This window comes from Chloracidobacterium sp., from assembly GCA_016720705.1.
Classification (GTDB): Bacteria; Acidobacteriota; Blastocatellia; order Pyrinomonadales; family Pyrinomonadaceae; genus OLB17.
This window is the reverse complement of the sequence record JADKKB010000001.1, coordinates 124,120-143,682: the sequence shown is the minus strand read 5'-3', so window position 1 is coordinate 143,682 and position 19,563 is coordinate 124,120. Positions and strand designations below refer to the sequence as shown.

At 51.0% G+C, this 19,563-nt stretch carries 20 protein-coding genes and 1 pseudogene; 7 read left to right on the top strand and 14 right to left on the bottom strand.

The window, feature by feature from the left end; translation table 11 throughout:
- Positions 1 to 16 precede the first annotated feature (16 nt).
- The 4 genes and pseudogenes from IPQ00_00690 (at position 17) to IPQ00_00675 (ending at position 2,979) form a co-directional block, all read left to right on the top strand.
- A complete protein-coding gene (locus tag IPQ00_00690; protein MBL0239085.1) occupies positions 17 to 307 on the top strand; it encodes a type II toxin-antitoxin system RelE/ParE family toxin in 291 nt (96 codons plus the stop codon).
- Between the two features lie 4 nt (positions 308 to 311).
- On the top strand, positions 312 to 605 hold the full coding sequence (locus IPQ00_00685; protein ID MBL0239084.1) for a putative addiction module antidote protein: 294 nt from the start codon (positions 312 to 314) through the stop codon (positions 603 to 605).
- Between the two features lie 34 nt (positions 606 to 639).
- Positions 640 to 1,683: a ribosome small subunit-dependent GTPase A gene (gene rsgA / locus IPQ00_00680; protein MBL0239083.1), complete on the top strand. Its 1,044-nt coding sequence runs from the start codon at positions 640 to 642 to the stop codon at positions 1,681 to 1,683.
- A gap of 191 nt (positions 1,684 to 1,874) precedes the next feature.
- Positions 1,875 to 2,979, top strand: a pseudogene (locus IPQ00_00675) (IS3 family transposase).
- A gap of 943 nt (positions 2,980 to 3,922) precedes the next feature.
- Here the strand turns inward: IPQ00_00675 and IPQ00_00670 are convergent.
- The 6 genes from IPQ00_00670 to IPQ00_00645 all read right to left on the bottom strand — a co-directional run bounded on the left by IPQ00_00670 (position 3,923) and on the right by IPQ00_00645 (position 8,821).
- Complete coding sequence (locus IPQ00_00670) at positions 3,923 to 4,192, bottom strand: type II toxin-antitoxin system mRNA interferase toxin, RelE/StbE family (protein MBL0239082.1); 270 nt, start codon at positions 4,190 to 4,192, stop codon at positions 3,923 to 3,925.
- Positions 4,185 to 4,397, bottom strand: a complete 213-nt coding sequence (locus tag IPQ00_00665) for a hypothetical protein (protein ID MBL0239081.1) — start codon at positions 4,395 to 4,397, stop codon at positions 4,185 to 4,187. Before IPQ00_00665 ends, IPQ00_00670 begins: the two co-directional genes overlap by 8 nt.
- Positions 4,398 to 4,440: 43 nt before the next feature.
- Complete coding sequence (locus IPQ00_00660) at positions 4,441 to 5,196, bottom strand: enoyl-CoA hydratase/isomerase family protein (protein MBL0239080.1); 756 nt, start codon at positions 5,194 to 5,196, stop codon at positions 4,441 to 4,443.
- Between the two features lie 82 nt (positions 5,197 to 5,278).
- Entirely contained in the window at positions 5,279 to 7,522 is a 2,244-nt protein-coding gene (locus IPQ00_00655; GenBank protein MBL0239079.1) for a M28 family peptidase, read from the bottom strand.
- 85 nt (positions 7,523 to 7,607) lie between these two features.
- Positions 7,608 to 8,480, bottom strand: a complete 873-nt coding sequence (locus tag IPQ00_00650) for an alpha/beta hydrolase (GenBank protein ID MBL0239078.1) — start codon at positions 8,478 to 8,480, stop codon at positions 7,608 to 7,610.
- Positions 8,480 to 8,821 (bottom strand): hypothetical protein, encoded by a 342-nt coding sequence (locus IPQ00_00645; GenBank protein MBL0239077.1) that lies wholly within the window; start codon positions 8,819 to 8,821, stop codon positions 8,480 to 8,482. Before IPQ00_00645 ends, IPQ00_00650 begins: the two co-directional genes overlap by 1 nt.
- A gap of 79 nt (positions 8,822 to 8,900) precedes the next feature.
- Between IPQ00_00645 and IPQ00_00640 the strand changes: the two genes are divergently transcribed.
- A complete protein-coding gene (locus IPQ00_00640) occupies positions 8,901 to 9,857 on the top strand; it encodes a hypothetical protein (GenBank protein ID MBL0239076.1) in 957 nt (318 codons plus the stop codon).
- Between the two features lie 2 nt (positions 9,858 to 9,859).
- On the opposite strand, the gene IPQ00_00635 is transcribed toward IPQ00_00640, so the two are convergent.
- A complete protein-coding gene (locus IPQ00_00635) occupies positions 9,860 to 11,737 on the bottom strand; it encodes a hypothetical protein (protein MBL0239075.1) in 1,878 nt (625 codons plus the stop codon).
- Positions 11,730 to 12,317, bottom strand: coding sequence for an enoyl-CoA hydratase/isomerase family protein (locus IPQ00_00630; GenBank protein MBL0239074.1), 588 nt, complete (start codon positions 12,315 to 12,317; stop codon positions 11,730 to 11,732). The genes IPQ00_00635 and IPQ00_00630 overlap by 8 nt, the downstream gene beginning before the upstream one ends.
- Before the next feature lie 28 nt (positions 12,318 to 12,345).
- Between IPQ00_00630 and IPQ00_00625 the strand changes: the two genes are divergently transcribed.
- Positions 12,346 to 12,966: an inorganic pyrophosphatase gene (locus IPQ00_00625; protein ID MBL0239073.1), complete on the top strand. Its 621-nt coding sequence runs from the start codon at positions 12,346 to 12,348 to the stop codon at positions 12,964 to 12,966.
- 58 nt (positions 12,967 to 13,024) lie between these two features.
- On the opposite strand, the gene IPQ00_00620 is transcribed toward IPQ00_00625, so the two are convergent.
- The 6 genes from IPQ00_00620 to IPQ00_00595 form a co-directional block, all read right to left on the bottom strand.
- Positions 13,025 to 13,393 carry a hypothetical protein gene (locus IPQ00_00620; GenBank protein MBL0239072.1) on the bottom strand — a complete coding sequence of 123 codons (369 nt, stop codon included), beginning with the start codon at positions 13,391 to 13,393 and terminating at the stop codon, positions 13,025 to 13,027.
- A 142-nt stretch (positions 13,394 to 13,535) separates the two neighbouring features.
- A complete protein-coding gene (locus tag IPQ00_00615; protein MBL0239071.1) occupies positions 13,536 to 14,240 on the bottom strand; it encodes a TonB family protein in 705 nt (234 codons plus the stop codon).
- Positions 14,241 to 14,494: 254 nt separating this feature from the next.
- A complete protein-coding gene (locus tag IPQ00_00610) occupies positions 14,495 to 16,117 on the bottom strand; it encodes an acyl-CoA carboxylase subunit beta (GenBank protein ID MBL0239070.1) in 1,623 nt (540 codons plus the stop codon).
- A gap of 40 nt (positions 16,118 to 16,157) precedes the next feature.
- A complete protein-coding gene (locus IPQ00_00605; GenBank protein MBL0239069.1) occupies positions 16,158 to 17,513 on the bottom strand; it encodes a hypothetical protein in 1,356 nt (451 codons plus the stop codon).
- Positions 17,514 to 17,520: 7 nt separating this feature from the next.
- Positions 17,521 to 17,919: an EVE domain-containing protein gene (locus IPQ00_00600; protein ID MBL0239068.1), complete on the bottom strand. Its 399-nt coding sequence runs from the start codon at positions 17,917 to 17,919 to the stop codon at positions 17,521 to 17,523.
- Positions 17,920 to 17,923: 4 nt separating this feature from the next.
- Positions 17,924 to 18,508, bottom strand: coding sequence for a hypothetical protein (locus tag IPQ00_00595; protein MBL0239067.1), 585 nt, complete (start codon positions 18,506 to 18,508; stop codon positions 17,924 to 17,926).
- 181 nt (positions 18,509 to 18,689) lie between these two features.
- Between IPQ00_00595 and IPQ00_00590 the strand changes: the two genes are divergently transcribed.
- Positions 18,690 to 19,559: a UDP-3-O-acyl-N-acetylglucosamine deacetylase gene (locus IPQ00_00590; protein ID MBL0239066.1), complete on the top strand. Its 870-nt coding sequence runs from the start codon at positions 18,690 to 18,692 to the stop codon at positions 19,557 to 19,559.
- Positions 19,560 to 19,563: the final 4 nt, after the last annotated feature.

Genomic DNA, 19,563 nt, shown 5'->3' with positions numbered 1-19,563 from the left:
TCAGGATACACTCAAGATGATCGAAGTTCGACAGACTGAGACATTTGCGAAATGGTTATTCAAACTTCGTGACTTGCGAGCTCGGGCGAGAATTCAGGCACGGATCGATCGGCTTGAGATTGGACATTTAGGGGATGCAAAACCTGTCGGAGAAGGCGTATCTGAGATGAGAATCGACTACGGTCCCGGCTACCGCGTCTATTTTATTCAAAAGGGCTCTGAGTTGATAATTCTCCTCGCTGGCGGGTATAAGAGTTCGCAATCACGAGATATTCAAAAAGCAATAGAGATCGCCAAAGATTTATAAAAGGATGGCAAAGATTAAAACAACTAAATACGATGTTGCAGAATATCTAAGCACGCCCCAAGAAATGGCTGCTTATCTAGAAGCTTGCATGGAGGAAGCCAACGGCGATGCGGCGTTCGTCGCTAAAGCCCTCGGCAACATCGCCCGTGCCAAAGGAATGTCCGAGATCGCCCGCGAGACAGGTCTTTCTCGCGAGAGTCTCTACAAATCTCTGTCCGGCGAACGCAGCCCAAGCTTTGAGACCGTGCTAAAAGTTATCACCGCACTCGGCCTAAAGATCCACGCTGAACCGGCTTAACGCTGGACCAATTCCCAAAACTCGAATCGTAATCATGCAGCTCGAACAAATAGGATGGAATGATCATTTCAGCGAGCATTTCAAAACGTATGCCGGCAAAAACTATATTGTCGGGCGCGTTTACGAAGAGAATCGTCGCAGTTTTTGGCTTTATACGGCGAATGGCGAGATAAAGGGCGATGTCAGCGGCCGAATGGCGTATCACTCAGAATCTCGTGCCGAGCTTCCGGCGGTTGGCGATTGGGTTGTGATCAGCATTCTCGCGGATAATAGCAAAGCGATCATTCACGCCGTTTTGCCTCGCCTTAGCAAGTTCTCGCGAAAGCTCGCAGGTTCCGCGACCGAAGAGCAGGTTGTGGCGGCAAATATCGACACGGTAATGCTGGTTTCGGGATTAGATAATGATTTCAATCTTCGGCGGATCGAGCGGTATCTCGTAATGGTCAGCGCGAGCGGTGCCGAGCCGGTGCTGATCTTAAATAAAGCTGATGTTTGCCAAGATCTCGAATCAAAGATCGCGGAAGTTCGAGCGATCGCACCAAATGTTCCGATCGTCGCGCTCAGTGCAAAACACGATGCGGAATTAACTGCAATATATAATTACGCCCGGCCGGGCAAAACGGTCGCGTTAATTGGTTCGTCGGGCGTGGGGAAATCTACGATCACAAATCATCTGCTCGGCGGCGAACGGCAGAAAGTGCAAGAGGTTCGCGAAGGCGATAATCGCGGGCAACATACTACGACAAAACGAGAATTGATCGTTCTCCCAAATGGCGCTCTGATAATCGATACGCCGGGAATGCGTGAACTGCAATTGTGGATCAGCGACGAAGGCCTCGAAAATAGTTTCGAAGACATCGAGCTCCTCATCGCCCAATGCTTCTACCGAAATTGCGACCACAATAATACCGAAGCCTGCGCCATCCAACACGCCCTATCCAACGGCACCCTAGACCCCGCCCGCTGGAACAGCCGCAATAAACTAAAAACCGAACTCACCGACCTCTCCACCATCCTAGAAAAAAAGAAACAAACCAAAAAAGCGACGATGCGGTTTAATAAGTCGCACAAAAGATAGCTGTGCGATATTACCTATTCGTTGTTAATTATTCGAGATCCATCTTTCGCTTTTCAACATCCTCGGCGAACTCCGACGCACCTGCAGAGATTTTCTAAGTTACACGGCACAACTGTAAGGATCCCTTAGAATGTAACCACTGGTAAGTGGAGATTTCGGCCTTTGAGATAGGATAGAGAAGGAGGCTGAAGATGAAGAGGAGTAAGTTTAGTGAAGGGCAGGTATTGGGGATATTGAAAGCGGTGGAGAACGGTCGGAAGGTGGCTGAGGTATGCCGCGAGCATTCGATCTCGGATTCGACGTATTTCAACTGGAAGGCGAAGTATGGCGGGATGACAGCGAGCGAGATCAAGAGGCTGCGGGAGCTTGAGGAAGAGAACGCAAAGCTGAAAGCGATGTACGCGGAGATGAGTTTAGAGAACCGAGCGTTGAAAGGACTGATCGAAAAAAAAGGCTGGTGACGCCGTTGAGGCGAGAGGCGGTCGGGTATTTGAAAACGGAACATGAGCTTAGTGAGAGGCGTGCGTGTGAAGCGGTGTTGATATCGAGACGGGTGTATCGGTACTCGCCGCAACAAAGGGACGACGCGGCGTTGATCGAAGCTCTGGGCAATCTCGCCAGAGACCATCCCGATCTCGGATTTGGGAAGTTCTACGATCTGCTCAAAGCCGACGGGCACGGTTGGAACCACAAGCGTGTGCACCGTGTTTACTGCGAGATGAAGCTGAACAAGCGTCGAAAGTATAAGCGGCGTGTTCCGACGAGGCATCCTGAGCCATTGACGGTTCCCGTCAGGTGCGAACCAAAGCTGGTCGGCGGATTTCATGAGGCGATGCATTGGGTGACGGACGTCGGTTTCGCACCTTTAACGTGATCGACGACCACCGACGCGAGGTGCTGGCAATCGAGATCGATCTCAATCTCGGAAGCAGAAGGGTCATCAGAGTGCTTGACCGGCTCGCCGAAACGAGAGGCCTGCCGCAGCGGATCCGATTCGATAACGGACCGGAGTTCACGAGCGTAGCAGTCGCGGACTGGGCCGAGCAGAACCAGGTCGAGCTCGCGTTCATCAAACCCGGACGCCCAATGCAAAACGGCTACGTCGAGCGTTTTAACAGGACATATCGTCAGGCGATCCTCGATATGTATATCTTTGAAAGTTTGGACCAGGTACGAGAACTAACGGCCAAGTGGATCGATTTCTACAACCGCCGCCGGCCGCATGATGCTCTGGGAGGCATGCCTCCCAGAGCATCATGCGGACACGTTCTCCTTAACCCGAAAACTCCAATTTAGACGGGTAACAATCAGGGGAGGTTTACAGATCGATCGGAACATTTACCTGGAATGCTTTAGTTTATTTACTTACTGTTTCGGCAGTTGACAGGAAGGTACTTTTAAGTAAAATCTTACTTTCTCACGAACACCAATAACTTAAAACCTATTTTCCGACGACCGCTTTTAGCTTTTTTTTGTCTGATAAAGACGCAAAAGGAGTGAATGACTATGGCGGAAACAGGGCATCCTCGGAATGTGGCGAATCTGGGGACAATGATCGCGAGTCGCCGAGAAATCTCTGTCGCTGACACGTCGCGGAATATTCTACATCAACATTTTCGTAGTTTGAAACACCACGGCTACGATCGGAAAACGCTATGCGGTTGAGATCGGTTGCTGCAAGGCTTTGGAAAGTTCCGGGAATATTTTTGGCGCTTTGGGAAAAAGTTCTCGCGGTTCAGAAAGGTGTTTCAGGGCGTCGGGAAAGAGTTTTCGGCGTTCGAGAAATGTTTTAGAAATTATTTGAAAGGTTTTTGGAACTCGCGGAAAATTATTTGGAGTTGAAAACAATTTTCTTGGAGCTCTGAGAATCTTTCCTGAGATGTTTGAAAAGTTTGGCTAACTTATGTTGTGTCAATAGTGTAGTTCGCTATTGTCTACGGACAGTGTTAAATATTGAGCATTGGGGCTGGTCATTTTGACCGAATATAATTTTGGTCGGCGGGAGGAAGCGTCCCGGGAAATCTATTGGATGTTTAGCCCACGGTTTGCACCGTGGGCTACAAATATTTCGTGGATTTCATCCGCTAAGATTCTGGCTACTTCTCCAAAAACCTCGCGATTCCCTGCTGGCAGCCTTCGGTCATTCTAGCGTTTGCATTTGTGATAACACCTTTTTCGATGGAGTCGGAGAAATTCTGAGCATCGATGTCGTAGATGAGGCGTTTTGTCATCGCGACGGCTAGTAAACTTCTTTGTGTGTGCCGAGATCGACGAAGACTGCGGTTTCGGCATCCTCAAAATAGAAAATGACCCGCAGATCATATTCGATGCTGACGCTCCAATACTCCTTGAGTTTGCCGGAAAGCTTGTGGGTTCTGAGCGTTTTGTCGAACGGATCGTTCATAAACGCTTCGAGTTTTGTTCGGAACTTGAATTCGCGTTCCGAACCGACCGGGACCTTTCGCTTGTAGGACCGTTTGAACGATGAGTCGTACGCAACCTTAATCATTTAACGATCTCATTAGGTCATCAGCGGTCGTGTAGACGCTTAACTTCCCGTTATCAAATGCCTGCCTCACACTTTTCCCGTTATCAAATATTTCGTCGCGGCGTTCATCGACCAGTGATTGTTCGAGTACGTCAATCAACTCCCGTCGCTCTTCAACGGAAAGCCCCCGAACCTCATCGACAACGCTCGCAAAACTTGTATTCATATCAACATCTCCTCAGAGAATAATACCATAGTCATAATCGACGTTACTTCTCCAAAAACCTAGCAATTCCCTGCTGGCAGTCGTCGGTCATTCTAGCGTTTGCATTTGTAATAACACCTTTTTCGATGGAGTCGGAGAAACTATGGGCGTCGATGTCGTAGATCAGAGATTTTGTCATCGCGACGGCGGAGGCACTGACGTTTGTATATACTGCGGCGTATTCAGCGACGTTTTGATCGAAGGTTTCTTCGTCGAACAGTTTGTTGACGAGGCCGAGAGCGAGGGCTTCGGCGGCGGAGTATTCGAAACCTTGAGTAAGCAATTCAAAGCTCTTTTTTTCACCGAGATTTCGACGCAGAATCGCCGCCACCATCGCGGGAACAAATCCTATCTTTACTTCGGGATACCCGAACCGAGCAGTATTTGTCGCGATTACTAGATCACACGCCGTCGCCAAACCACATCCGCCGGCTAATGCACGACCGTGAACGGCGGCAATAACAGGAACGCGGACGTTTCGGATCAATTCAAATAACTCAGCGAGCGAACGTGCATCTTCGACGTTCTCTTCGAATGACGCCGACGCGATCTTTTGCAACGCGGAAAGATCCGCCCCGGAGCAAAAATCCTTGCCCGCCCCGCGGATCACGATCGCACGTATCGTTTCATCAGCGGCAGCCTCACGCAAAGCATCTTTTAACGCCGCGATAAGCTCATCGTTCAGGGCATTTCGCTTATCCGGACGATTTAGTGTGATGACGTGGGTCGAATCTTCGGTTGTTGTTAGGATCACGGACATAAGATTTACCAGCCACGAATTACACGAATGCCCGAAACCTCTTATTTAGTGTTAATGCGTGTAATTCGTGGCAACTACTTTTCTAATACAGCTTAGCTGCCTTGTCGATCTCGGCGGCAAAGTTCTCAATTATCCTTGAGACGACCAGAATTTGCTCGGATGCTTCCTTCCAGTCACGCTGTTCGAGCGCCTCGCGGACGCCCGGCAACGTCTTGACGCCGTAACCGGTGTAGAACCCCGGAGCGTAGATCTGATGCCTAAACCAATCTCGCCTGGGCAAGCCCTTATCACTGGTCAACGTCCGCTCGCTATTAATGAGTATCTCATTGAACTGCTTTCGCAGTCCGGCCGGCACTGTCTTACTGTTTGCCGCCGACTCAAACCCGGCCGCACTAGCCTGTAATCGTTTAAGGGCATTCAGTAGCGGGGTAAAGTCGATCTTAGGCACCTCGTCTTTGGCCGCCGGCAAAACAAGTTTATCCGCCGGATCCTGCACCGCCTTGAGCATACCGCTACTGATCAACTTATTCATCACGTTGGTATCTTCTCGCAATTTATCGGCGAGTTTCGATACTTCATTGACATAGGTACCGACCGTATCCGCAAAGCCGGTGAATTCGAAGGGCAAGGTATCGGCATTTGCAAGGCGAAGCACCGCTCGGCCGCAAACCTTTGACAATGTGACGCCGTAAGCAAAATCCGTGTCGCCAAATCGCAGATAGTGATCGATCGAATCGTAAACCGAATGATACGATCCGCCGCCGCTCTCGCCGCCGAATCCGAGATTGAGCGAAGCCACACCGACGTGTTGCAAAAACGGCGTAAAATCCGAACCGGAGCCAAGCGCCTCGATGCGCAGATCCTTTCGTTCGGTAGCGTCCTTTCGGGCAGCCGGCCCGCCCCGGACAATCTCTTGGGCTTGTGCCCGCTCCCAAACCGAAAGGTTCATTTGCGGATCAGGGACGTCACGGGCGACGCCGTTAATGAACCGTTCAAGCGTGTGCGAACCGCCCATCCCGAGAAATCCTCGGCCGTTCGAGTCGGTATTGATATATACGGCGGCCTTTTTGCTTAGCTCTGCAGCGTGCGTCTCGACCCACTCGGTCGATCCGAGGAGTCCTTGCTCCTCTCCGTCCCACGCGGCGTAAACGATCGTACGCTTTGGCTTCCAGCCTGTTTTTGCCAATTCGCCGATGGCACGAGCCTCTTCCATCTCAGCGACGAGACCGCTTATCGGGTCTTCGGCACCATTAACCCAAGCGTCGTGGTGATTTCCGCGAATGATCCATTGATCCGGAAACTCACTGCCGGGCATTTTTGCGATCACATTGTTGATCGTCTTGATATCCCAATTGAACTCTAGTTTGATCCTTACAGTCGGCGTCTTTCCGCCAAAGTGGTAAGTGAAAGGCAAGGCACCACGCCACGCCTCGGGGACGACATCGCCGTCAAGATTTTTCAGCAAGGGCGTTGCGTCTGCGTACGAGATCGGGAGTACCGGGATCTTTGTCAAAGTTTCGGCATCCTTGAGTGCAATGCGTTTGGCGTCTTTGGTAGCTCCGATGCCCTTTGTCAGCGGATCGCCGGGATATAGCGGCATATCCATAACCGAACCGCGTTGGACGCCATTTTCGTTTCTAAACGCACCTTTCGGATACACGTCGCCCTGATAATAACCGTCGTTCCTCGGATCTGAATAGATAATGCAGCCAATTGCTCCGTGCTCTGCGGCAACTTTTGGCTTGATTCCACGCCAAGCCCCGCCATAGCGCGAGATCACGATCTTGCCTTTAACGCTGATGCCACGGCGGTCGAGTTCTTCGTAATCGCCCGGCGTACCATAATTTACATACACGAGCGGGGCGGTGACATCTCCGTCAACGGAATAAGCGTTATAGGACGGCAATTGCTCGCTCTGTTGGCCCGAGGTCGAATCTTCTTTGAGTTCGGGTTCATTCAGTTTGAGCGTAAATTTCGCCGGTGCGGTCATCTCGACAAGACGGGTCTTGGGCGTTGGGAAAAGAACGTCAAACGACTCGATCTTGGTGTCATACCCCCACGATCTGAATTGGGCGGCCATAAACTCGGCATTCGCCTTTCCGGCATCTGATCCTGTGGAATGCGGGTGTGCGGCAAGACGTTTCATCCATTCGCGAAGATTTTCCGGATTTAGGGCAGCATCGAAACGTTTCTCTAGTTCCCTTTGTTCTTTAGATCCGGCTGCAGTAAAGCCCGTCAGGACGCCGTCGCCTGCCGAAAGTGAACCGGCAACGACCGACGCCGCTAAGACAAATACCAACGCCATTCTCAACAGATTATTTTTCATTAATTTTCTCGCTGACTTAATTGCTTGGACCGCTCCGAGTTGACCCACAAAGATTCGGCAATTTCCATTCCCTTTTAACCCTTGATCAGCCTTTCAAGAACTCCCGTATCACACCGGTTACCTCATCGGCGGCTTCCTGCTGCACCCAATGGCCGCTGTCACGAATATGATGCTCCGTAAAATCGCCCTTTATCACATCACCGACACCGACAACCGTTGCAGGCAGAACTGCCGTATCCTTTTCGCCGTAAACGAATAGTGTAGGCAGATCGATCTCAGGCAATACTTCCGTTTTGCCAAACATTCGACTGAAGACATTGGCCGCCCGATAATAGTTGAGCATCGCCGTCGTCGCGCCTGTCTTGCTCCAAGCCTTCCGATATTCGTCGATCTCGTCGTCGCCGAATGTCCCGGGCCGGGCCGTCGTATCTCGTAAGGCCTTGGCCAAAGCGTTGTAATTGTTGAGTTTGAAAATAAATTCGGGTAATGCGGGCAATTGAAAGAAAAGCATATACCAACTCGCAACAAATTGCCTGAATGTTCGATTTCGCTTCCAGATCGGTAGCGGCGGCACCTGCAGTGCACCAAGTTTCCAAACCACTTCCGGATGTTGGATCGCAAGAGCCCACGCGACCGCCGCTCCCCAATCGTGACCGATAACCGCCGCCTTTTCGACCCCGAAGTGCCGTATCAGGCCGACAACATCGCCGACGAGTTTGTCGATCGAATAGTCCTCGGCGTGCGGCGGGCGATCGGAAAGGTTGTAACCCCGCATATCTGGCGCCACGACGGTATATTCGTCACTCAGGGCAATAAGCTGATGCCTCCACGAGTACCAGAACTCGGGAAACCCGTGGAGTAATATCACGAGTTTCTGCCCACTGCCGGCGATTGCGTAATGCAACTTGAGTCCGCCAACGTCGGCGTGCTCAAACGATATCCGCGGATCAATTTCCATCAAATTTCCAGGCCTGCGGCTTCGTCGGCAGCGATATCGATCGTCATTCGCAGCAATGCCGTAGAGAACGTCTTGCCTTGGGCGTCGGTCATCAGGCTACGGGTGCCGCCGCCGCCAAGACTCTCGTGGAGCAGAAAGTTGAGTGCCGAGAGGTTCGGCAGTTCAAATCGCTCGACCGAGCCCTTGACCATCGGCCCAAAGTGCTCTTTGACGCGTTCCGCAGTTACTTCGCGGACGAGGATCGGATATAGCTCATCTCGCAAGGCTATAACGCCTACATTCGCGGTGTCGCCCTTATCTCCCGAACGGGCATGTGCTAGCTTTAGAAGTGATACTTTCATAGTATTTTGTTACGCGTTGATTGTTACTCGTATATTAGAAGTATGTTTGATAGCTAAATCAAGTCAAATGACAGGAAATATGAAAAGCAGTTCACTTTTATTTTTCGCGATCATTTTAACGGCGGTGATCGCTAATACCGCCCAGACATCGTCGCCCTCGAAACTCGATGAAATACTTGCAACGGCAGAGACGCGCTCACGGGAGTATGTTGAGACTTTTCGAGACCTATTGGCGACCGAGACCAAAACATTCACGACTTACAAAAAGAACGGTGAAGAAAAGAATACCCGTTCTGTAAATTCACTTTTTGTAGTAATGCCGCTGACCAAGGAACCGGATCGCGTAATCGAATTTCGCAACGTGACCGCAGTCGATGGAAAAACCGTCAGCGATGGCGATAAGCGTGCCGGTGAACTCTTCGCAAAGCTATCAAACGCCGACACGGCACAGAACGAGATAAAGCGTCTTGACAACGAAGCGCTTCGCTACGACGGTGACATCCAGATCTCGGGACTTACGCTCTTTCAATCGATCGTGCTGAGGCCGTCCTTACGGTCCGCCTTTTCATTTACGATCAGCGGAAGCGAGTTGATAAACGGTCAGCCGGTCATCGTTGTCGATTATCTCCAACTGGTTGAAACGCCGATGCTAACGACGGTTGTATCGGGTTCCGAGGCACCAAGTGGTACGGAAGCTGAATTTGAGATAGCTGCTGACAAGAACGTGACGCTCAACGGCCGGCTTAGTGGTCGTTTATACCTTGACGAAGGTACTTTCAGGCTACGAAAGGAAATAAGGCGTTTGACCATCCAACCCGAAGGGTTCTCCGAGCGGGGACTTGCTCTCGAGGAGATCTTCTCGTATCAGGACAGCAGTTTCGGAATTCTTACACCACGTTCCATTATCCATACCCAGTACCGCGTGAAGCTAAAAGACAGAAAGCTACTAAAGGATGTGCTCGTAAGGTTTGAATACTCACAATTCTCAAAACCGGACGTAGAAGTTAAGGCCGACGAGGTCAAGCCAAAGTCGTGATGCTATTTGAGCCGAGCCAGAGCCGCGGTTGCCTGCTTTCGATCGCCGATGATCGCCGGTGAACGGTTATTTTCGGTCGCCGCGAGAAATTCCTGAAAGTTGCGTCTGGCTTCTGACGAATTGGCGAGCTCGGAATAGAGCAGGCCAAGCCGGAAGTATACCACCTTCGAATCAGCAAGCATCTCGCGCCCGGCCTGATCGCGAACGCCTATCAGTTCATTCAACGCTTCTTGCTTTTTTCCTTGAACGTAAAGCACGACTGCCAACTTTTCTGTTAACGATGCGGCATATATCGGCAGGACACGGCGTCCTTCGCGAAACGTGGCCTCGGCCGCTGTCGCGTCACCGGCTTTGTCGTACGCCATACCGAGCGTCTCGTACCCCTGTAATAGCGTAAACGCATTTATTTGATCCAGCGGAGTCGTTGTGACGATCTTGGCGTCTCGAATTGCCTCATCGAGCCTTCCGGCAGCTATGTAACCACGGGCACGCCCCATTAGTGCGATCGGCGTCGGAGCAATGCTGATCGAACGATCGTAAGCCTGGAACGATTCCGCCGTCGCACCAGATGACGAAAGTACCGATCCAAGCTGACTCCAGTTAAATGCAGACTGATCGTCAACCGTAACCGCGTGCTTCCAAAGGCTAAGGTCCTTGTTCCAGACCTGGCTATAGCTAATTGTCTTCAATCCGAGCGAAACGGCAATAATTGTGATCGACGCGAACAGTACCAACCTCGCTCTCTCGCCCGCAAATTTGGCAGCGAGGTTTTCGATTAAAATCACGAACCCGGTTGCGGCACCCAGCAGCGGCAAGTAGAGATAGCGATCGTGAACGATCTGTTCAGGGATAAACGCTCCCAAATTAAACGCCGGGACCAGTGGTAACGCAAATATTCCGATCAAAATGGGCCAATGCGAACCCTTTCGCCACAACCATACGGCTAGAACAATAGCTGGACCAACCACGGTAAGAGGTAAAACGAAATTTGTAAAACCGATCTCCTGCACGGCCCGCAATGGATAGTTGGTCGCAAGCCTGAATGGCAAGAAGGCCTGCCCAAGGTAAAACGCAAAAACCGATGGAGCCGAAAGAGCCGTCTGTAAGATTCCCGCACCATTCTCCGCCGGCCGCGAGATCTCACCCAATATCATCCATCGGGCGGCGAAATAGAAAGCACCAGTTATCGCCCCAATGCCGAAGACAAGGCGAAAGGCCGTTGTATTATCGCTACCGCCGTCTCGGCGAAATCGCCAAAGCAGATAAAATAATGGCAGACATAACAACGCTACCTCTTTTGATCCCAGAGCGAACGCGAAAAGTAATAGCGACGCCGCGATGTTCGGCCAGCTTGGCTTCCCGCTTTTTCGGGAAAACTCCCAATCGGCAAGTATCAACGAGCCAAGCAGGCCAATCCCGAACAACAAGTCGGGCGAACCGGCGATCCAGGCCACCGACTCGGTGTGCACGGGATGAACAGCAAAGATCACCGAAGCCAGGCACGCGGTGAGCGGTGCAATGCCCAATCGCCGAAAAAAACCAAATGCCAGGAGACAGGCGCACAAATGCAGAGCCACGTTGACCAAATGCCATCCGAAAGGTTCCGCTCCAAATAGCTTGAAACAAACGATGTTCAATGCGGTAAAGGTCGGCCGCCAATAGTTGCTTGCGGCGATCGAACCGTCTCCCTTAAAAGCCCAAACATCTGACACCAAAGCCCTGCCGTAAAGTTGGGAATCTTGGATAAGAGGATTTTCGAGTATCTGTCGGGTGTCGTCGTAAACAAAATTGCCCCATAGCGAACTCGCAAAGACCGCTGCGGTTGCGACAGCGATGATGATCAAGTACTTGTATTCTGCTTTGAGACTAAATTTATCCATTCAAGATCGTTTGAGTGGCAGTCGCAAGTGCATTGTCCGCAATGCGATCGATCAGGCCCAATTCAAGAGCCTCTTGGGCAGTCACACGGCGGCCGGTAAAAAACATCTCGACTGCCGCGGCCTCACCAATAAGCCTCGGCAGACGCTGTGTGCCGCCCCATCCGGTGATAATGCCGAGTCCGGTTCCCGGATGCGAAAACAGTCCGGTCGGCTCGGCGATCCTGAGTTTGCAGGCAAGTGCAAGATCGAGAGCTCCTCCAAAACAGTAACCGTTGACTGCAGCGATAGTTTCACATCGAAGCAGAGAGATCTTGGTTGTCAGCGATTGGCCACGCAGAGCAAATTCTCGTGCCGTTCCGGCAGTTACGGCGGCGACCTCACGCAGGTCCGCCCCTGAGGCGAACACATCATCAACACCCGTGAATATCAGTCCCGAGACTGCCGCATTATTCCCCACCGAATCGACTTCTGCGTGCAGGCCCTCGAGTACTGTGATAGATAGCGGACTCCGGGTCTCGGGCCGGGAAAATCTTATGATCCTTACTGACCCTGAATTTTCGATGATAAAGCCGTTAGACATTTTTCTGCAATGGACAAATAATAGCTGTATGTTTCGTACAAACAAAGCCCACCCGTGGCACGGCATCCCGATCGGCGACAATGCTCCACAGGAAGTATCGGTTTTTATTGAAATAGTTCCGCGTGACACGGTCAAATACGAGGTCGACAAAGAGACCGGTTATCTTAAGATCGATCGTCCGCAGCAATATTCGAACGTCGTACCCGCAAACTATGGATTTATCCCGCGAACCTATTGCGGCGAGGGCATCGCGAACCTTGCACGAAGCGGAACGTCGATCAGCATCACCGGCGGCGATCACGACCCGCTCGACATTCTCGTTCTATCCGAACATCACATCCCTCGTGGCGACATAATCCTCAAGGCCATACCCATCGGCGGATTCTGTTTGATCGATGGTGGCGAGGCCGACGATAAGATAATTGCGGTTCTAAAGGGCGATAAGGTATTTGAGCAATATACTGAGATCCACGAATTGCCCAAAGGCATCCTCGAACGATTTGAACACTATTTCCTTACGTACAAATCGCTTCCTGACGCGCCTAATATCTGCGAGATCGCCTATTCATATGGAAAGGAAGATGCTCGCAGGGTGATCGAAATGGCAATAGCGGATTACGCGGAATTACTAAAGGATGATGAAAAGTAAGGTCACCAAATAATTGACCACCGCTTTCCAAACAAACCTTCTCAACACTTTCAGAAAACTAGATCGGCAGTTTCGCTTTGAGATATGCCATCCCTAATTTTGCGGCCAAAGGCACGGCCTTTTTGACGCTTTTACCGGTTAGCTTTAGGGCAAACATCGTTACGTTGGGCGCGGCCTTCAGAAGCAGGGGCTTTCCTACACTGACCACTAGAGGTTTTGCGATATCCTTAGCAGCGAACTTGGTTGTGGCCCAAGCGGCCTTGGCTGCTGAACCGACGACGACTACCGTCACCTTTCCGGCACCGTTCGCGATAGATGAGATAACAGAATCACTTTTCTTTGACGTTGCTTTCTGACCGTTGACGGCAGCGGTCAATGACAAAAAGCACAAAAGTATAAGTGCGGTTTTAAGAAATATCTTTATCATTTGGCAGGCGGGCGAGCAGGAAGGTGAATCGATGCCACGGGACGCGACATAGCTATAATAATCCTTTAATTCCAAAAATGGAAGATATATTTTCTGCGATCACGCCTTTGCACGAGTCAATACAGATACGGAACGATCTCACTTAGAGAACGAAATTATAAATCAATACTCCCGACACTTTGACAGGTTCGCCAGCCAGCGTTGTCGGGCTAAACTTGGCTCCGCAGGCGGCAGCACGGGCAGCAAACTGAAGTTCCGGCATACCGCTTATCGCTTGTGCATTAATGATGTTTCCATCTTCGCCGATCAATATCTGGACACTCACGGCACCGCTTGCTCGTGACGACTTCGCTGCATTCGGATATTCCGGCTTTGGCAGAAATTTGGCTTTTCCATTTACGATTCCGCCACTAATAAGTTTTGGTTTAGCCGGAACGCCCGGATCACCCTTCGCCCCGACCTCGGCCTTCGCCGATCGTCCGATCTTGATCGATAGCCCGATCCGAGAGTCAACCGGTTTGCCATTGCTTAAGGCAGGCGAGAATTTATACTGGCGAACAGACTTTTCAAGATCTCGCATCACGGCAGTGACGCGCTTATCTAAATTTACAGAACAGGGCCAGGACGGACCGATATAGACTGAAGCCTGTCCGACTGTGCCACTTTTGCTTATTTCGACAGCTAATTTTACCGTGCCGTCTATACCTGCGGCTTCGTCATCAGCAGAGATCGCAAACGCCGGAGCCGAAATTATGACCGGGTCGGAATCCGGCGGTGTGGTCTGAGCAGACCCTGTTACGATACAAATAGTTACGAGAAACAGAAGCGAAAATGAAAGATATTTCATATACATTAGGTCCCAAAACTCACTCGGTAGCGTGTTATGATCATAACGACAAAATTATAGATGAAATGTTTGCGTCAGAAAAGTGGCGGAGAGCAGGGCCGCAGACAAAGCCGAGGAAACATGAATAACTCCAGCTTTGTGCTACTTACGCGTAGTTACGACCCTGCTTGCGTTGAGAAAAGTGCTAATCGGTTACAAACTCCGCAAAAGTCGGAAAGTAAGGAACAATTTGAGCCGATCTAAACCCGCGCGTATCAGTTCATCGTTGACGGTAGCACAAATGCGCCGATGTGCGGCGTGTTGGTGTTAAGACAAGTTTGCAACGTAAGCAAGAGCGACTGGCGAAGATTCTCCGGCGTAACAATGGCATCGACAAGGCCGCGGGCCGCCGCATGTTTAGCGTCTAGTTCACGATCGTACGTCTCGCGCACCTTATTCATTTCGGCCAACATTTCAGGGGGCGGCTCTTTTCCATCCTTTTTGAGCCTTTCGATCTGCGTGCCATAGATAGCGACGGCCGCAGAGTCTCCTTCCATCACGCCCATTCGTCCCGTTGGGAGCGAGAAGATAAAATCAGGATCAAAGCCTTGTCCCGCCATCGCATAGTATCCGGCGCCGGACGCGTGATTGATAGTTAAAACTAACTTGGGCACAGCGGCGGTCGCCATCGCCTCCACAAACTGCGCTCCGGCACGTATGATGCCGCTATGCTCAGCCTCGGCACCGACCATAAATCCTGAAACGTCCTGGACAAAGAGCAAGGGCGTCGAATGGCGGTTGCAATTCTCAATAAAGTACGCAGTTTTCTCGGCGGACTCGGTATACACAATGCCGCCGAAACGCGGCGGTGCTCCCGGTTTACCCTTGGACATACCGCGGGAATTAGCGATCACGCCGACCAGAATACCGCCGATCCGCGCAGTCCCGCAGATCATCTCTTTGGCATAATCGGCCTGAAACTCGTCGATACCGCCCTCATCAAGAAATGTGTCGAGCACGGCCCGCATATCGTATGGGGCTCGGTGATCGCCGGGCAGAATATCATAGAGCGAAGTTGGCTCAGCGGCTGTTGGTCTCGATTCTGACACCGATACTCGGCTTATTTCCTTCGCCGGAAGGTCCGCAACTAATGCACGGATCTTCTCAAGACACGACTTGTCGTCGGGCGTTCGAAAATGAGCCACGCCCGAAATTGCATTATGCGTCATCGCTCCGCCCAGACTCTCGTTATCGATCGTCTGCCCCGTTGCCCCCTTAACAAGGTTTGCTCCGCCGAGGCCCATAAATGACGTGCCTTCGACCATCAATATCACATCAGACAACGCCGGAAGATAAGCTCCGCCCGCGACGCACATTCCCATTACGGCCGAGATCTGCGGCACCTTGAGGTATCGACGCATGATCGAGTTGTAGTAAAAGATCCGTGCAGCACCGTACTGTCCCGGAAAAACGCCGCCCTGGTAAGGCAAATTGACGCCTGCCGAATCGACCAGATAGATGATCGGCACGCGATTACGCATTGCGATCTCTTGGGCACGCAGGATCTTCTTGATCGTTTCCGGATACCACGCACCCGCCTTGATGGTTGCGTCGTTAGCAACGATCACGCATTCGCGGCCTTCAATTTTGCCAACGACGGTGATAACCGCCGCGGCAGGTGCCGTTCCATCGTACTGATCGTAAGCGACCATCAATCCGATCTCTTGGGAAAAGGTATTCTCGTCGAGCAGCAATGCGACGCGTTCACGAGCCGTCAGCTTTCCTTGTTTGTGGATCTTTTCGATCTTGTCCGGGCCGCCGCCCAGACGGAGCCTTTCCTCGAGCACTTGATATTCGTCAGTAAGGGTGCGGAGTCTTGATTCAGATACGCTTGTCATTCGTTCGATTGTGCGCCCCAAAAGTCTGCGGGCAATTGTCCTATTTTTTACTAATGATAAACGTCGGCACCATCCCGCCGCCTGATGATACATTTGCGAGTTCGGTTGACGAAAGTCTGGTAAACGCCGACCCGACCTCACCGAGAAACAGCAGTGGGTCCAGATCGACAAGTTGCTCGACCAATTCCCAGTTCCCTTCTTCATCAGTAAACATCGGGAAAAGCTCTTTTGCCGTTCTCACACGTTCCTGCACAAGATAATCGCCATCGGCGAGCGCCGCCTTTATAGCCTCGTCCCACTCAACGGGCGAAGAGTTCCATCCGATAAAAATACCGTTACCGCCATAATCATCGTTGGGCTTTAGCACCAGTTTATGCGAATTTGACCGCGTCCAGTCAACGAGATCGATCGTCTCGCCCTTATTTTCAGTCGGTTCGTCGCGAAAGACTCTCGTCCAGGGGATATGCTTAGCAATCGCCTCAAGCTCGGCGTCGTTGAACAGATACCTGTATCGTTCATTGGTCAGCACCGCAAAAACTGCTTTTTTGTGTACCAGTTTTCCGCGAAAACTATTGACCATACATATTGCTCCCGCACGATATGCATCAAGCAGGTCGGGTTGCTGCTCCATTATCGGCAGATATTCATTAACGAGCAGTCGTTTATAGACAATATCGATCTCTACGCCATTACAAGAAAGGCGGTCGCCGTCGAACTTAAGTTCGTCCGGTGAGCAAATGATCGACTCGTAGCCGTTTGACTCGAAATAGTCGTGGAATAGCTCGAACTCTTTGATAGTCGGCAGGCCCTTCAGATCCACGATGGCGATCACCGGATTCCGCTTCATTGTCCCGCCGCAATACTCTGTGTAGCAAGAAATAAGGACTTCCAGTAGTTTAGACGAGCCCTCGAGCGTTCGGAAATTATAGGTTTCCGCGAACTTTGCCATTACGGGCAATTTCGAGAAGATCTCGGACGCCGAATCAGAAAATGCAATACCGGCAGGACTCTCGCCGTTCAACTCGACATAGCTGTAACTGTCATCGATCAGAAACGAGTCCAAACGTGATGTCGGCGAAACGTGTGCATAGCCCGGGTCGATCTTGATAAGTTCGCGTTCTACGGGCGTAACGCCGAGTTCGTTGAGTACATTGTCATCGGAGATCGCCGCATCCTTGACCTTTTGGAGCGAATCGAAGATCGTGCGGCAGGTCTTAGTGACCATCGCCCAATCGTCTTCTGTCACAAAATGTGGCCGGAGATACGGTGCGAGCCTGCGTCCGCCAAAGATCAGCTTGGAACTCTCGAGTTGCTCGTCGAGCATCCGTTGTGATGCACCGGCGATCTCTGGGTCTTCGAGCAATGTGTGATAGTGAGCAACGGCTTCTTTCAGCATAACTTACCTATTTCGACATACTCACGATCTCTTCGAACTCATCTTTGGTGATCGCGATAACAGACAGTTGTGATTGGCGTATGAGACCGAGATTTACGAGAGCAAGGTTAGCCTTCATCGCCGCCAGAGTAACTGCTTTCTTGAATGGCTTGGTCGGCGTTAATTCGACCGCTACCCACTTTTCGTCAGTTGGGTCAGGAAACTCAGCTTTCGAAACCACGGCGATGCCAACGACTTCTTTTCCAATGTTTGAATGATAAAACAGAACTTTATCACCCTTCTTCATCGCCCTTAAATTATTGCGAGCTTGGTAATTGCGGACACCGGTCCAATCGGTCTTGCCCTCGGCGACAAAATCATCCCACGAGTACGCATCCGGCTCTTGCTTTACTAAGAAATAGTTCATTGTGTTACTTTTGTGCGGCCGCAGCCTTTTTGTTCAGCCATTTTGCCCAGCGTTCGAGATACGGACGGAACGGTTTGAATAGCTTTGCCCGAATACTGCCCTCCGACTGCTTTTCACTCCAACGCTTCAGATTTTTCTCAGCGTACTGACGAATCTGCGGTTCAAGGGCGGTTCGTTTGACCGAATGTTTCTGGGTAAGGAAGTAGTGTTGACCTACAAGCGAGAATAGAAGACCAGCTATGTTGCCCTTAAATCCACTCTTCGCCATAAATTTCTTAACAAATCCCTCAGTCGGCTGTAGCAGAGCGCCCATTGACAGTTCGAACCACGGTGCTTGATTGCCCGCACGCGGATGATATAGGCCCGGCAGGTCGCCAGGGACGGGAATATCCATATTCTTCAAACGCGGGTCGTTGATAAAATCGACGAGCTTTATGCGCTCCACACCCCGATACTGCTCGACGGGTAGGAAATCAAGAACTTTATTGACGGTTCCCTGAGTGTCTTTCGGTAACGTTATTGTTGACGCGTTTTCAATGCGTATCTTTGTGATCTTAACGGCTTTCTGGCCGGCGGTTTCAATTGCCATACTTTAGTAAATTGTAAATCGTGAATGCCGAATAGTAAATTCAGCCACAGCGATGTGGCGCAAGACCAACAGATTTGTCGCGATCCGTACCTAAAACTCGCTTATTTCGAGGCAAATATATGATTCTCAGTAATCCGGGTCGATGGCACGGGCATTGCAATTGAGCGTGCAGACTTAGTTAATGAAACAAACAACACTTGCAAAACCGATCAAAGTAAACGGCGTCGGACTCCATACCGGAGCTGACGTAAATATGACGCTCCGTCCGGCACCTGCAAACACGGGATATATATTTGTGCGCACAGATCTGGATAATTTCGAGATCCCGGCATCGGTCGAATATATTTCGCATTGCTCGTACGCCACCACACTCGTGCGCCGAGGCGTTGTGCTATCGACGTGCGAACATCTACTTTCCGCACTTCGAGGAATGAGCGTCGACAACTGCTTCATCGATCTCGACAATATCGAGATACCAATTTTGGATGGTTCAAGCGAGGATTTTATCGCGTTGATCGAAAATGCGGGTTTAGTCGAACAGGACTCCCCAAGACATATTTTGCGGATCCTCGAGCGCGTCGAATACGTTCAAGGCGATCGCAAGATGGCGATCGAACCATCGGAAGAATTTGAGATCGACTGTCTCATTGATTTTCCGCACCCGTTTATCGAGCGGCAGCAGCTAAATTTCGTCTTCAAGAAAGGATCTTTCGGTAAGGAGATCGCGTCGGCCCGTACTTTTGGATTTACCCACGAGATCGATATGCTTCGAAAAGCGAATCTAGCCCTTGGCGGTAGCCTTGACAACGCCATAGTGTTGACCGAGAACGGTATGCTCAATGAGACGCCACTGCGTTTTGACGATGAATTCGTCAGACACAAGATACTCGACATTATCGGCGACCTTGCACTTCTGGGTATGCCGATCAAGGGCAAAGTCACCGCTGAAAAGTCCGGCCACGCGGTACACGCATCACTGATGTCCAAACTGCTAAAAGCTGAACACGCGTGGGAGATCGTCGAAAGTACGGTGAAACCAGAGATTGTTTGACCCA

Coding starts and splice junctions, on each gene's coding strand:
- IPQ00_00690 (MBL0239085.1), top strand. CDS start 17: ATGATCGAAGTTCGACAGACTGAGACATTTGCGAAATGGTTATTCAAA.
- IPQ00_00685 (MBL0239084.1), top strand. CDS start 312: ATGGCAAAGATTAAAACAACTAAATACGATGTTGCAGAATATCTAAGC.
- rsgA (MBL0239083.1), top strand. CDS start 640: ATGCAGCTCGAACAAATAGGATGGAATGATCATTTCAGCGAGCATTTC.
- IPQ00_00670 (MBL0239082.1), bottom strand. CDS start 4,192: ATGATTAAGGTTGCGTACGACTCATCGTTCAAACGGTCCTACAAGCGA.
- IPQ00_00665 (MBL0239081.1), bottom strand. CDS start 4,397: ATGAATACAAGTTTTGCGAGCGTTGTCGATGAGGTTCGGGGGCTTTCC.
- IPQ00_00660 (MBL0239080.1), bottom strand. CDS start 5,196: ATGTCCGTGATCCTAACAACAACCGAAGATTCGACCCACGTCATCACA.
- IPQ00_00655 (MBL0239079.1), bottom strand. CDS start 7,522: ATGAAAAATAATCTGTTGAGAATGGCGTTGGTATTTGTCTTAGCGGCG.
- IPQ00_00650 (MBL0239078.1), bottom strand. CDS start 8,480: ATGGAAATTGATCCGCGGATATCGTTTGAGCACGCCGACGTTGGCGGA.
- IPQ00_00645 (MBL0239077.1), bottom strand. CDS start 8,821: ATGAAAGTATCACTTCTAAAGCTAGCACATGCCCGTTCGGGAGATAAG.
- IPQ00_00640 (MBL0239076.1), top strand. CDS start 8,901: ATGAAAAGCAGTTCACTTTTATTTTTCGCGATCATTTTAACGGCGGTG.
- IPQ00_00635 (MBL0239075.1), bottom strand. CDS start 11,737: ATGGATAAATTTAGTCTCAAAGCAGAATACAAGTACTTGATCATCATC.
- IPQ00_00630 (MBL0239074.1), bottom strand. CDS start 12,317: ATGTCTAACGGCTTTATCATCGAAAATTCAGGGTCAGTAAGGATCATA.
- IPQ00_00625 (MBL0239073.1), top strand. CDS start 12,346: ATGTTTCGTACAAACAAAGCCCACCCGTGGCACGGCATCCCGATCGGC.
- IPQ00_00620 (MBL0239072.1), bottom strand. CDS start 13,393: ATGATAAAGATATTTCTTAAAACCGCACTTATACTTTTGTGCTTTTTG.
- IPQ00_00615 (MBL0239071.1), bottom strand. CDS start 14,240: ATGAAATATCTTTCATTTTCGCTTCTGTTTCTCGTAACTATTTGTATC.
- IPQ00_00610 (MBL0239070.1), bottom strand. CDS start 16,117: ATGACAAGCGTATCTGAATCAAGACTCCGCACCCTTACTGACGAATAT.
- IPQ00_00605 (MBL0239069.1), bottom strand. CDS start 17,513: ATGCTGAAAGAAGCCGTTGCTCACTATCACACATTGCTCGAAGACCCA.
- IPQ00_00600 (MBL0239068.1), bottom strand. CDS start 17,919: ATGAACTATTTCTTAGTAAAGCAAGAGCCGGATGCGTACTCGTGGGAT.
- IPQ00_00595 (MBL0239067.1), bottom strand. CDS start 18,508: ATGGCAATTGAAACCGCCGGCCAGAAAGCCGTTAAGATCACAAAGATA.
- IPQ00_00590 (MBL0239066.1), top strand. CDS start 18,690: ATGAAACAAACAACACTTGCAAAACCGATCAAAGTAAACGGCGTCGGA.